This is a genomic window from Litchfieldia alkalitelluris (assembly GCF_002019645.1).
Lineage (GTDB): Bacteria > Bacillota > Bacilli > Bacillales > Bacillaceae_L > Litchfieldia > Litchfieldia alkalitelluris.
In genome coordinates, this window is sequence record NZ_KV917374.1 from 2,317,860 (window position 1) to 2,330,766 (window position 12,907).

The following is a 12,907-nucleotide window of genomic DNA, read 5'->3' on the forward strand; positions in this document are numbered from 1 at the left end:
TTTTTGAGCTCCTGCGGGGTCTCACGAGACCGCTAGATCCCGCAGAAGTCAGCTCTTCGCTCATTCCACACTATGGAAGACATTTAATACTTCATGGTGCGAATATTTAATTAGCATGGATTTCTTAAGGTTTATAGTCAATTTAGCAATGGGATTTTTTGTAAAAAAGAACATTCCCATTTTACAGCCCAAAATTTAATTAATGAAAAATATTGTGTAAGTATGTCATAATGTAATAGGGTTTAGACTAGCATCTATGATGATTTTTATAAGGAGACAATGAAGTATGATACATACATATGAAGAGGCGTTGCATTGGATTCATTCGAGATTAAGACTTGGGATTAAGCCTGGGTTAAAGCGGATGGAATGGATGATGGAGCGTTTGAACCATCCTGAACAAAAAATTAAAGGTATTCATGTTGCGGGGACAAATGGGAAAGGATCGACGGTTTGTTATTTGAGAAATATCTTGCAAGAAGCCGGATATACGGTCGGTACGTTTACGTCACCTTATTTTGAGATGTTTAATGAACGAATTAGTGTAAATGGGAAGCCAATTAGTAATGAGGACATCGTTAACCTTGTTAATATAGTAAAGCCTTTATCCGAAGAACTTGAACAAACAGAACTTGGTTCACCTTCAGAGTTTGAAGTCATCACAGCGATGGCATTTTATTACTTTGGGACAAGTACGGATATTGATATCGTTGTTTTTGAAACAGGACTTGGAGGTAGGTTAGATTCTACTAATATCTTTGTACCGTTGGTTTCTGTTATCACAAATATTGGCTTTGACCACATGGATTTATTAGGTAACTCTTTAAGTGAAATTGCCTTTGAAAAAGCGGGAATCATTAAGCAAGGTGTTCCAGTAATTACGAGTGTTGAACAGAAGGAAGCTCTAGAGGTAATTGTGAAACGGTCAAAAGAGCTAGAATCACGCTACCATGTTATGAACCATGATTATTTTATTAAAGATCATCATTCCATTACTGAAGGTGAACAATTCACGGTAAGAACTCCGAATGAAATCATCGAGGACTTAGAGATTACGATGAGAGGTGTTCACCAAGTGAAAAATGCTGCTTTAGCAACTATGGTTATTCAGCATTTACATCTAGAGGGTCATGTGAAAGTTCCCACTAGTGCAATTAAGACCGGCTTAAAACAGTCTATTTGGATTGGGAGATTTGAACAAGTATCCTCTAACCCAACCGTTATTATCGATGGTGCTCATAATCCAGAAGGAATTGAGAGTTTGATCAATACAGTGGATCGTCACTTGGAGAATCGATCCATTCACATCATTTTCTCAGCTTTAAAAGATAAGAAATTAGAAAAAATGCTAGAACCACTAGCAAGCATCGCAGAAACAATCACGTTTACTAGCTTTGATTTTCCTAGGGTCACTTCAGCAAGGGAATTGTATGAAATGTGTGACCACCCTGAAAAGAATTATATGGAGTCATGGAAAGACGCAATTGATACTGTAAGATCAACGCTTAAAGAAGATGATGTACTTCTTATAACAGGTTCACTTTACTTTCTATCAGAAATTCGACCATATGTCCTACGATGAAAATTGACAAATTTTATATATTTTTAGGACGTTAGACCTATAAAAAAAGTGACAGTTTTCGAAAAATTTGATAAAATATGGTTAGCTACTAAAAAGATAAATTAACAGAGAGGGGGAGAGGAAATTGAATGTAAGTGAAAAGGTCAAATATATTGTATGGTCTACGTGGATTGTTGTTTTTCCGATTGCCATGTGGGTCGTATACGATTATACGAATCATAAGATTCTTGGTTATGAAATAGATCTTGCAGGCTTCTTACTTATCACAGTTATCCTTTCTATCCTCCCTATTGTCGTGAATGGTACCCCGATTTTATTCCTTGAAGGGGTATCCTTAGTCATTTTCTTATACTTCGGATTATTTATTGAAATACTTTTTTCGCAACTGGCTATGTTGGTACTATTACTAAATATGAAAGTTGGCAAAAAAGACTGTTATCGTTTTCCTATTAATTCACTGATGTTTTTAACCGTATCGCTTGTTGGTGGATTGGTTTATTACCTACTCGGTGGCACACATGGTGAACTTGATATGTCCTCTGGACAAGTCTTAATCGCCATTTTAGGCTATGAATTATCTAAATTTTTCGCGAATCATACGATACTTTTTTATATTAAAAAGTCAGTATATAGTTTGAAGGCTCCTTATCTAAGTAAAGATTTATTGTGGGAAGGATTTTCTAAACTTTTTCACTTCCCAATCGGACTATTACTGTATATCCTTTATGTGGAAATAGGAGCAGTTTCTCTTTTTTATGTAGGAATTCCACTAGTTAGTTTGTCTATTATTCTACGATCATATTATTCAAGTCAGCGTATTAATGATTACCTACAAAAAACGAGTGAACTAGGTCATGAACTAGCGGGTAAGCTTCAATATAATGAAGTGATTGACTTGTTTATTGAGAGAACAAGTGATATCTTATCTGTTGATTCCGCTTATATCTTAGATACAGTTGGAGAGGAAAAGCTTAATCTAATCAGACAGCATGGAACAGGAGATAAACCTGAAACAAAGCCGTTTCATCCTATTTTTATCAATGAGGCGATAAGTGGCAATGTTTGGGCCAAGAAGAAATCTGTTTTATACCAAACAAGGAAGGAATGGGCACATTTAAATGAGTATTACCTTCCTGAATCTGTGGAAAGCATTTTAAGTGTTCCTGTTATCAGACATAAGAGGGTTGTAGCAGTCCTCGTCTTTGCTTCAAATCGACGGAGAGCATTTGAAAAATATCAGCTAAGTATTGTTGAAATTCTAGCATCCTACCTTGGTGTAGCAACTGAGAATGCAAGACATCATGCCGAAGCTAAAAATAAAAGTGAACGCTGTGCCTTAACTGGACTATATAATTTCCGTTATCTAGAGGAATTACTAGATAAAGAGTTTATAAAAGTTCATCAAAAAGGTGAAGTAAAGCCACTTTCATTAATTCTACTTGATATTGATCACTTCAAAACAGTCAATGACACATATGGACATCAAAGTGGAAATGAAATTTTAAAGCAGCTTTCCATGCGACTCATCAACTTAATCGGTGATATCGGAACCGTTTCTAGATATGGAGGAGAAGAATTCGTCGTTCTTTTACCAGATACAGACAAAGAAACCACACACAAAATTGCCGAAACCATTCGCCAAATGATTGCAAACCGACCATTTACAATTAGAGATGATTTAAATGGCGGAGCGAAATTAAAAATACGAATCACAGCAAGTATTGGATTTGCAACTGCACCTGAAGATGCGGAAGGTCCGATGGATATACTAAGACATGCGGATCGTGCGATGTATACTGGGGCGAAGCAGGCGGGGAGAAATAAGGTTGCGATGTATGTGAAATAGAAAAAGGAGGACTCTTCAGTTTAGAGGGTCCTCCTTTTTCTATTTCCCCTTTTTCTGGATGACACGATAGGATCAATCATAGGTTACATCGAATTCATTGTCATTAATTAGTAAATTTGAATTAGGGTCATAAATAACAACATTGGAAGCAAAGATACCAGGTACTCCATTACCACCACCGCCACCATTCCCGGATTTAGTTTCCTCGAGAAGTTGCGCACATGTTTTTGGTTTACCTTCTAGTCTAGTTTCGTTTTTTAACAAAGTAATATATTCACTCTTGCTATTTGGGGTAATTGTAAGTGTGCCATCAATACAAACAAAGGAGTTTGGCTTTGTAAGGATATCTTCATAGAAATAAGCATCCCCATGAATTATTAAATCTGAAATGTTTGTAGTGTCAAGTGTACCATTTAGGTAAAAGTTGCCTGAGACTGTTATGTCTGATTGTGCACCTAGAATTGTTCCACCTTTAATAAATAAGTCATTTTGGATAATGAGTTCTGTTACGTTGTTATAACCTGAGATTTGTAAATCTTTATCTGTATATATATTACTAGCTGTTATCGTTGACTTATTGGTTATGTTTAGACCGTCAGGGAAATATGCATTCCCATATTGAGTGTCCGATGATGGGCTGCATGTACCTACATCAGATGGCCCGCATGTTTTAAAATAACCAGGCATGGGTGGAAACATATTGTTCGTATGTATTGGGAATCTAGCATTTAATCTTCGTTCACTATAGGCTGTAGATGATTCTTTTGCATAACCAATAGAAGTGAATTTAAATTCATGCTTTTTAATCATAGGATTGAACTGACAACTAATATTATCAATACTATAAGAAGTTTCAGCATCAATTTGCCTATTAGTGTATCCGTTTGGTACAGGTGCTGTAACAATTCCGTTCACTTTTTGAGTAATTTGTGTAATACAAGGATCTGTAGAAATTAAACTTAAGTTCTCAGGCTTAGTATAAAAGGCTTTTAATTGTTGATAAAATTCTGTTACTCCCATTTCAGCAGCATCTGTTGCCTTTTGAGATACCTCCGTTTGGTTAACTTGTTTTGAACTATTAAACGCTTGTGCAGTAATCACAGTAGCAAAGATTGTAATTAAGGTAATTGAAGCAAGTACAACAACTAGAGAGGAACCCTTCTCATTTAAATATTTCATTCTTTTTCTCCCTTTCTAATATCTATTAATGACCGTTTTCACTTTATAAGGTTCCGAATGCTCATAGTTGCTTAGTGAAAACTCAATATATAAAGGTTTTCTTGAACTTACTTTTAAGTTGACATTATTCGCTACTTCTTTGTAATCACTTTGGCCAAGTCTACTTAACTTAACGACAATGTTAGAATTCTCTACCTTATTCCCATCAATCTTAATTTCATTTGTCGAGTAATTATAATCTATGATATAAGTACTTTTGGTTTGATGAATACGGGTTAATTGTGCAAGTATAAGGTTCGCCTCTTGACTCAGGCTTACTTTCTTTTTAGTAACCTCAAAATGATTTGCACTGTTTATGATTAATCCGGAAATTAACCCCATAATTAAAGAGAAGATCACTAAGGAAGCTAAAAGTTCTATTAAAGTTAAGCCTCTATTATTTAGTATATATTTTTTCATAATAGCCCTTCTTAACGATAGATTTTAAGTTCACTGTATTCAGTGGTCGAGGACCCACTCCATAAACGGAGGCCAATACACTTATTATATTGGTCGTATTCATTAATGTTTGCTAGGTTTAAAGATGAGTTCTTAAAAAGTGCAGTTTTAATAATATCATTTTGGATTAAGGTAATCTGATATTCTCTTTTTGAAGTAATCGGATTACTTAAATCAGAAACAAAGTTTGCTTGAATTTCTATGTCTAATGGTTGTTCGAAGTCTATGTTATTAGTGTTAGTTGACTGAGAAATTAGGTCTACAGAGATATTATTAAACAACGAATCATCATCTTTTCCATTTTTTCTCAAGTTAAGAAACAATTTATTATTTTGTGTTGGAAGAAAAGATATTACAAATCCGTTTTCTTCCTTATAATTTGTACTGGACTTAGTAGAAGTGGGATTTGATAATGATCCGTCTACTAAAATTTCAAAACCACCATCGTCAGGTCCCTTAAATTCAATAGTGCCTTTAATTGTAAATTCGTCAATAGTAGGTTTTAATTTTAAAAATGTTGAATCTCCATTTTCAAATGTACTAAAAGGGTTCTTGTTCGAATTTTTCATATGAAGTGTATAGATGTACGAAGCTGGGTCTAAGAAAACTTCACTCTCTAAAGTTGCAGTATTCATATTCAGAAACAAATCTTGGGCTGGATTGGATCGATAAGGAAGAGTGCTTAACTTAAATGTTTCTGAAGTATCTTTTTCAATGTATCCATATGTATATGACAGTAATTGACTGTCATCACTATTCAGAACATTTACTTTTACTTTAATAAGATCTGAGGATTCATCTGAAAAGACTAATTCAGTGTTCGGAATAATAATCCCAGGTTCATTTCTTGGATTTAATAATAGATTTAGCTGTGTTTCTTGAGTAATCGTATTATTTGTAGGGTTGATGGTATTAGATTGATACACATTATAATGAGATAAAATATCAATTACTCTATTATTTTCTTGTAATAATGACAGAACCTCTCTCGCATCATTTGAACCTGATAGCATTTCTTCATTTTTCGTTGCGAAAATGGCTGCTTGTGCAAAAAACTTCATAAAAACTGTTAGTATAATGGTGATTATGACAATGGATGCCAATAATTCTATTAGTGTAAATCCATTTTCCCGTTTTAGGTGCATTTTCCCACCTCTTTTTTCCTATTTCTTTCATTATACGATAAGATTAATAATATGTGGATAGTAGATTGTTCATTTTTCATTTTTTTACAAATAACATCAATTTCCTCCTTTAATATTTTCCCTTTTTCATATAAAATGTAAATTAGTCCCGTTTTTAGTGGGACTATACTACTAATTATAGGGGTGGAAGCTTCGTGGGATATCTTTTTTCTTTTCTTGCATTCTTAATTTTATTACCAATAATTATAAAACTACCACTAGGTATAAAGTCTTCAACTAAAATATCCATGTTAGTATGTGCTTTTGCACTCTCGATGCTTGGTGTATTGGCAGTTCCATTTCTAGGAGTATTAAAAGTAGGATTAGTGCTTTTATTATTATCAATTATCCTTGTATTACTACTTGAAAAAAGACTATCAGATTCAACTGCTCCAGTAGGAATGGTTGATGAAGTTGTTTCCAATAAACCTAAAAATAATTTAATTATTGTACAAGACCAAGAAGATTCTGTCGTAACAAAGGGTGTAACAAGTACTGAAGATATATATGAAGAGGAGAGATTCCTTGAAGAACAGAAAGTTCCTTCTGAGCAAGAAATTGCATTGAATGAAGTGGCTGTTACAGTAGAAAAAGTAGATACAGATGAAATTGATGATTGGTTAAATTCAATTGGAACCAATGATCAAGAAGTGATCCAGCAATCGACGAACGTTGAAGAAGTGATTGAACTAAAACCATATAAATATGAACAAGATGATGATCTTGATACTTTGAGTGAATTAGTATTTGATGAGCTTTCAGTAGAATCTAGTAAAAAATGATACGTGTGGAAGTGATGAAAGGGGTACATAAGTTGTGAATAATCAATTAAAAGTAAAACTCGTTTTGATTTTAGTTTCATGCGTAGCATTTATCTTTGTATTTTCCCAAATAGGTACGATGACATATAGTGCCGTTGCATCAGGAGATAAATTTGAGACTGGAACGAAGATTGGATCTGTTAATGTGGAAGGTTTAAGTAATGCCGAAGCTTTTAAACTTGTTGAATCTGAGGTTAATTCATGGCTGGCTGTAGGTGATATTACTATTAGCTTTGGGCATGATACCGGTTCAGTTTTAAAGAATGATAGTCTTCAATTTTATGTAAAAGAGAGTATTGAAGCGGCCAAACATGGCATGGATAATCCTTTAATCGTTACGTATAAGGAAAGTTCATTAAATCAAGCAATTGAAACAAGCTCAAATAAAAAAATGAATTCATTTCAAGAGAATCAATTAATTCAAAAGCTTTTGAGTGATGCAGCAATGCTTACTACAGGACAAATCGAACTCGATTTATTAAGCTTTTTAGTTGTAGGTGAGCAAATCGTCGTTTCTGAGGCCGAAATTCCTTTAGAAACAGCATCAGCTGAGCTTACTAAGTGGGTAAAGGATATTAAAGAAGTATCTCTAGAACCACATGGATCTTTTTCAGTTTTAAATATTATAGAAGAGAATGGTTTTGAAGCTAGCGACGAAACGTTAAGTATTGTTGGAACAGCTATTTATGAAGTGATTTTACCAACAAATATTGATATTGTTGAGCGACACCTTAGTGAGCATTTGCCAACTTATGCAAAGCTAGGATATGAAGCGCGAGTTGAAAATGATAGTAAAGATTTAATGCTCTATAATACAAATCCATTTGAATATAAAGTTACTTTTAAGTTAACCGATAAAGGCTTAAAAACAGAGTTGGTTGGACCGGAACTTCCTCATAAATACCGAGTTGAACTTGGAGAAGTAGAAGAAGTAAAACCAAAAACGATTAAGCAATATGATTCGAAATTAAGCTTTGGTTCTAAGGTAGTAAAGGTTGAAGGCGAAAACGGTACCTTATTGAATGTCACTCGAATTACAACAAAAGGAAAAAAGACAGAAGAAACATCAATCTCTGATGATTATTATCGTCCAGTACATAAGGTTGTTGCGTTAAGCCTTATTGGTAGTGGTTTAGTCACTACACCAGATGATAATGAGACACCAGATCCAGAAGACTCAGATGAAGAAGACGGCTTTTTCGATGATGACATAGATTTGAAATAATAGATTCATAAAGTAGGGGGAGAATATGCGAAATACTCGTAAAAGACTAGGAGATCTACTAGTTGAAGGTGAATTAATATCAGAGGAACAATTACAACAAGCCCTTGCTGAAAAGTCTCAGTCTCAAAAACTAGGAGATGTTCTTTTACAACGTGGATATATCACAGAACAACAACTAATCGAAGTTCTTGAGTTTCAATTAGGAATCCCTCATGTTAGTTTGTTTCGATATCCAATCGATACAAGCTTAACAACATTAATTCCAAAAGAAGTCGCACAACGAAATTTATTGGTCCCATTAAAAAGGGATGGAGAAAAATTATTTGTGGCCATGGCGGATCCTATGGATTTTTATACAACAGAGGATTTAAGGCTAGCAACCGGATTTCAAATTGAAACGGCGATTGCATCAAAAGATGACATCGTCCGTACAATTAATAAAATTTATGATCTTGATGAAGGGGTTAAAGATTTTATTGAAGAATCATCGATTGATGTTCAGGAAGAGCGAGGTTCGGCAGCTAACGATGATTCACCAGTTGTGAAACTTGTAAATCAAATCCTACAAAATGCGGTAGCCCAAAAGGCTAGTGATATACATATTGATCCACAGGAAACAAAAGTGGTTTTAAGATACAGGGTAGATGGAGTATTAAGGACTGAACGCTCTTTACCGAAAAATATGCAAAGTGTCTTAACGGCAAGGATAAAAATTATTGCGAACTTAAATATCACTGAAAGTCGTGTTCCACAAGACGGACGTATTAAGGTGAATCTAGATTTTCAGGCAATCGATTTACGCGTATCAACATTACCAACTGTTTATGGCGAAAAAATTGTTATGCGTGTACTTGATTTAAGTGGTGCCTTGAATGATTTACCACAGTTAGGCTTTAATAAAGTGAACTTAGAGAGATTTGTAAAATTAATTGAGAGTCCAACAGGTATTGTGTTGATTACTGGACCAACAGGGTCTGGTAAATCCTCGACATTATATGCTGCTCTTAATCGATTAAATTCAGAAGAAGTTAACATTATTACAATTGAAGATCCTGTTGAATATCGACTTGACGGGATTAATCAAATCCAAGTAAACAGTAATGTCGGGATGACTTTTGCAAGCGGACTTCGTGCGATCTTACGTCAGGATCCTAACGTCGTGATGATTGGGGAAATTCGTGACCAAGAAACAGCAAATATTGCAGTTAGAGCGTCTCTAACAGGTCATCTTGTACTAAGTACCATTCATACAAATGATTCACTTGGTACCATTTCTCGTTTAATGGATATGGGCGTAGAGCCATTCCTAGTCGCTTCTTCATTATCAGGAGTTGTGGCACAACGTCTTGTCCGAAGAGTGTGTAAAGACTGTGCTGAGGATCAAGTACCAACTAACCGTGAGTTAGAAATTTTTGCGAGACGTGGTATTAAAATCGATAAAGTAAGACGTGGAAAAGGCTGTGGTAACTGTAACATGACAGGTTATAAAGGTCGTGTTGCTATTCATGAGTTACTTGAAATGAATGATGAAATGCGTCGTGTAATTATGGACGGGCATTCATTGACCAAGCTTAGAGAAATTGCAATAAAAAATCGAACAATCTTTTTAATTGATGACGGACTAATAAAGGTAAAGCAAGGGATCACGACAACCGAGGAAGTACTTCGTGTAGCCATTGCTGATTAGGGTGAATGGGATGGAAGAAAAATTAAACTTTATATTACGGTCAGCACATGAATTAAAAGCTTCAGATATCCATTTAACGGCAGGTGTCCCACCGATATTTCGTATTCAAGGGGATTTAAAGCGATATGGGAAAGAAATGCTACTACCAAAAGACATTGAAGCGATGGCTAAATCAATTATCCCAGTTAAGATGTGGGAAGTTTTTCTTGAAAAAGGGGAGCTAGACTTTTCACATGGTATACCAGGCGTTTCCCGATTCCGTGTGAATGCTTACCGTCAACGTGCAAATGTGGCGTTAGCATTTCGTGTGATTCCAACTGAAATACCAACAGTAGAACAACTTGACCTTCCTGAAATTATGAAAAAAGTCATGGAAAAACCTCAGGGTCTTGTTCTTGTTACCGGTCCAACAGGTAGTGGTAAATCATCTTCGCTTGCAGCCATGATTAACTATGTTAACCAAACACGAAGTAAACATATTATTACGCTCGAGGATCCAATCGAGTACTTGCATAAGCATGGTGCTAGTATCATTGATCAACGGGAAATTGGGTTTGATACACTAAACTTTGCGAATGGGTTAAGAGCAGCATTACGTCAAGATCCTGATATTATCTTAGTAGGGGAAATGCGTGACCTTGAAACAATTCACACAGCGATTACAGCTGCAGAAACGGGACACCTTGTCCTTGGGACACTTCATACTTCAAGTGCGCCTACAACTATTGACCGAATTATCGACGTGTTTCCATCAGAACAGCAACCGCAAATTCGTGTTCAGCTCGCATCTGTACTTGTATCAGTTATTTCACAACGACTTTTCCCGACCGTTGATAAAAGAGGACGACGTGCGGCAACTGAAATCTTAATAAATACTTCAGCTGTTTCAAACTTGATTCGTAGTGAGAAGATTCATCAACTTTATAATGTGATGCAAACAAGTCGCTCTGCAGGAATGCACACACTTGAAAGCAACATTTTAGAATTAGTACATGCTGGTGCCATTTCAAAAGAAGTTGCACAACCCTTCTTACAGGAGAAGATTGAATAATGGCGCGCTATAAATATCAAGGCCGAGATAAAACAGGAAAAAAGTCTGGGGTCGTTACTAGTAAATCGAAAAAGGAAGCTGTGATTAAGCTTCGTGAAGAGGGCATACGTGTATTAAATATTGAAGAAGTACCGGAAACTTTTTTGACAAAGGATCTTTCAATTGGGAATCCGGTAAAACTACAAGATTTTGTTATCTTCTTAAGGCAATTTGCAACATTAATTAAAGCCGGTGTGACTGTTGTTGATTCTATTAATATATTAGCTTCACAGACAAATAGTAAGGCTCTTAGTAAGGTACTTGGACAAGTAGAAGAGGATATCCGGGAGGGGAATTCACTGTCATCATCAGTTAGTAAACATAAGAAAATCTTTTCAAACTTGTTTATTAACATGGTCCGAGTAGGCGAACTTGGTGGAAGTCTTGATGAAACCCTAGAACGGCTTGCGGTTCATTATGAAAAGCAACATAAAACGAGGTCTAAGGTTAAGTCTGCCTTGGCATATCCAGCAGTTATTGGAGTTGTTGCGATAGGCGTAGTTATTTTCTTATTAATTGGAGTAGTACCAACATTTGTTGGCATGTTTGCTGACTTTGGGGCTGAATTACCTGCGATTACTCAATTTGTATTAAGTGCAAGTGTATTTACACAGGAATTTTGGTGGGTACTTTTATTAATCGTTATTGCGTTTATTTTAGCGATTGTATTGATTAGGCAACAAAAATCAACACGGTATTATTTAGATTTATTTATTCTAAGAATGCCGATATTTGGGAAGTTACTGCAGAAATCGGCGTTAGCAAGAATGACAAGAACGCTTAGCTCACTTATGACTAGCTCTGTCCCCATATTACAAGCTTTGGTAATTGTCGAGAATGTGGTTGACAATGAAGTTGTTGGCGCTGTGATTAAAGATTCACGCACTGCTTTAGAACAAGGTCGCTCCATGACAGAACCAATGAAGAAACATTGGGTATTTCCTCCACTAATTACACAGATGATTGCAATTGGAGAAAGTACGGGATCGTTAGATGAAATGCTAGGAAAAGTGGCAGATTTTTATGAAGATGATGTTGAAAACACTACAGACTCATTAAAATCGTTGATTGAACCACTGATGATTGTTTTTTTAGCTGGAATCGTCGGGACTATTGTTCTAGCAATTATGGTGCCTATGTTTGATATGTTTAACCACATCCAATAAAACACAACTATTTTACCATACTTACAAACGACATTTAAGCATTAGCTTTTACATTTTAAGTAAAATAATTGTAAAATATGTGAAAAAAATGATGAAAGTAAGAAAAATATCAGTTATACTAAACTAGTATTTAAGTACTAATAATTCTATTATAAAAAGGGAGAGAATGGGAGAATGATGAAAAAAGTACTAAAGAATCAAAAAGGTTTGACTTTGATTGAATTGTTAGCAGTTATTGTTATTTTGGGGATTATTGCTGCGATTGCAGTACCAGCAATAGGTAATGTAATTGAGAAAACTAGATTGGATGCTGTAAGAGCTGATGCAATGCAAGTATTAGATTCTGCAAAGATATATGTAGCTAGTGAGGGTGTCCCAGCTCCTGATGCAACTAGTGGTGTTCCTCAGATTACGGAAACTTTATTAACACCTTTTCTTGAACCAGTAAAAACATTAGATACTTTTACTGTTCAGGTTAATCCAGCTGGTACGGAATATAAGATAACTTTTAAAACAAATACTATTAGTGGGAATGTATATGAAACAGAAGCTTATGTAGGAGATGCTGAATTATCTAAATCATCAAAAGAGTTTTTTGATAAGACTGGTCCGATAGTAAAATAAAACTA

General features: G+C 35.2%; 11 protein-coding genes. 8 read left to right on the forward strand and 3 right to left on the reverse strand.

The annotated features are described in order from the left end of the window. The first annotated feature begins 286 nt into the window (after positions 1-286). Together BK579_RS10500 and BK579_RS10505 are read left to right on the forward strand one after the other, a co-directional pair. Positions 287-1,582 (forward strand): bifunctional folylpolyglutamate synthase/dihydrofolate synthase, encoded by a 1,296-nt coding sequence (locus tag BK579_RS10500; protein WP_078545308.1) that lies wholly within the window; start codon positions 287-289, stop codon positions 1,580-1,582. Between the two features lie 124 nt (positions 1,583-1,706). After that, positions 1,707-3,428, forward strand: coding sequence for a sensor domain-containing diguanylate cyclase (locus BK579_RS10505; protein ID WP_078545310.1), 1,722 nt, complete (start codon positions 1,707-1,709; stop codon positions 3,426-3,428). Positions 3,429-3,500: 72 nt separating this feature from the next. Here the strand turns inward: BK579_RS10505 and BK579_RS10510 are convergent, their stop codons facing one another. From BK579_RS10510 to BK579_RS10520, 3 genes are read right to left on the reverse strand one after another with little or no spacing between them, the layout of a single operon-like run. Next, positions 3,501-4,607, reverse strand: coding sequence for a hypothetical protein (locus tag BK579_RS10510; protein ID WP_078545311.1), 1,107 nt, complete (start codon positions 4,605-4,607; stop codon positions 3,501-3,503). Between the two features lie 15 nt (positions 4,608-4,622). Continuing rightward, a complete protein-coding gene (locus tag BK579_RS10515; RefSeq protein WP_078545312.1) occupies positions 4,623-5,066 on the reverse strand; it encodes a PulJ/GspJ family protein in 444 nt (147 codons plus the stop codon). 11 nt (positions 5,067-5,077) lie between these two features. Further along, on the reverse strand, positions 5,078-6,250 hold the full coding sequence (locus tag BK579_RS10520; RefSeq protein WP_078545314.1) for a prepilin-type N-terminal cleavage/methylation domain-containing protein: 1,173 nt from the start codon (positions 6,248-6,250) through the stop codon (positions 5,078-5,080). A 194-nt stretch (positions 6,251-6,444) separates the two neighbouring features. On the opposite strand from BK579_RS10520, the gene BK579_RS10525 reads away from it, so the two are divergent. The 6 genes from BK579_RS10525 (at position 6,445) to BK579_RS10550 (ending at position 12,902) form a co-directional block, all read left to right on the forward strand. Continuing rightward, complete coding sequence (locus BK579_RS10525) at positions 6,445-7,071, forward strand: hypothetical protein (RefSeq protein ID WP_078545315.1); 627 nt, start codon at positions 6,445-6,447, stop codon at positions 7,069-7,071. Positions 7,072-7,105: 34 nt separating this feature from the next. Beyond that, positions 7,106-8,335, forward strand: a complete 1,230-nt coding sequence (locus BK579_RS10530; protein WP_078545317.1) for a G5 domain-containing protein — start codon at positions 7,106-7,108, stop codon at positions 8,333-8,335. A gap of 25 nt (positions 8,336-8,360) precedes the next feature. Next, a complete protein-coding gene (locus BK579_RS10535) occupies positions 8,361-10,022 on the forward strand; it encodes a GspE/PulE family protein (protein ID WP_078545318.1) in 1,662 nt (553 codons plus the stop codon). 10 nt (positions 10,023-10,032) lie between these two features. Further along, on the forward strand, positions 10,033-11,073 hold the full coding sequence (locus BK579_RS10540; protein ID WP_078545319.1) for a type IV pilus twitching motility protein PilT: 1,041 nt from the start codon (positions 10,033-10,035) through the stop codon (positions 11,071-11,073). After that, positions 11,073-12,278: a type II secretion system F family protein gene (locus tag BK579_RS10545; protein ID WP_078545321.1), complete on the forward strand. Its 1,206-nt coding sequence runs from the start codon at positions 11,073-11,075 to the stop codon at positions 12,276-12,278. The genes BK579_RS10540 and BK579_RS10545 overlap by 1 nt, the downstream gene beginning before the upstream one ends. A gap of 174 nt (positions 12,279-12,452) precedes the next feature. Beyond that, complete coding sequence (locus tag BK579_RS10550) at positions 12,453-12,902, forward strand: type IV pilin protein (RefSeq protein ID WP_078545322.1); 450 nt, start codon at positions 12,453-12,455, stop codon at positions 12,900-12,902. Positions 12,903-12,907 lie beyond the last annotated feature (5 nt).

What these genes read in the sequence shown, in the direction of transcription:
- BK579_RS10515 (WP_078545312.1), bottom strand. Translation starts at nt 5,066, where the DNA reads ATGAAAAAATATATACTAAATAATAGAGGCTTAACTTTAATAGAACTT.
- BK579_RS10550 (WP_078545322.1), top strand. Translation starts at nt 12,453, where the DNA reads ATGATGAAAAAAGTACTAAAGAATCAAAAAGGTTTGACTTTGATTGAA.
- BK579_RS10500 (WP_078545308.1), top strand. Translation starts at nt 287, where the DNA reads ATGATACATACATATGAAGAGGCGTTGCATTGGATTCATTCGAGATTA.
- BK579_RS10510 (WP_078545311.1), bottom strand. Translation starts at nt 4,607, where the DNA reads ATGAAATATTTAAATGAGAAGGGTTCCTCTCTAGTTGTTGTACTTGCT.
- BK579_RS10545 (WP_078545321.1), top strand. Translation starts at nt 11,073, where the DNA reads ATGGCGCGCTATAAATATCAAGGCCGAGATAAAACAGGAAAAAAGTCT.
- BK579_RS10535 (WP_078545318.1), top strand. Translation starts at nt 8,361, where the DNA reads ATGCGAAATACTCGTAAAAGACTAGGAGATCTACTAGTTGAAGGTGAA.
- BK579_RS10540 (WP_078545319.1), top strand. Translation starts at nt 10,033, where the DNA reads ATGGAAGAAAAATTAAACTTTATATTACGGTCAGCACATGAATTAAAA.
- BK579_RS10520 (WP_078545314.1), bottom strand. Translation starts at nt 6,250, where the DNA reads ATGCACCTAAAACGGGAAAATGGATTTACACTAATAGAATTATTGGCA.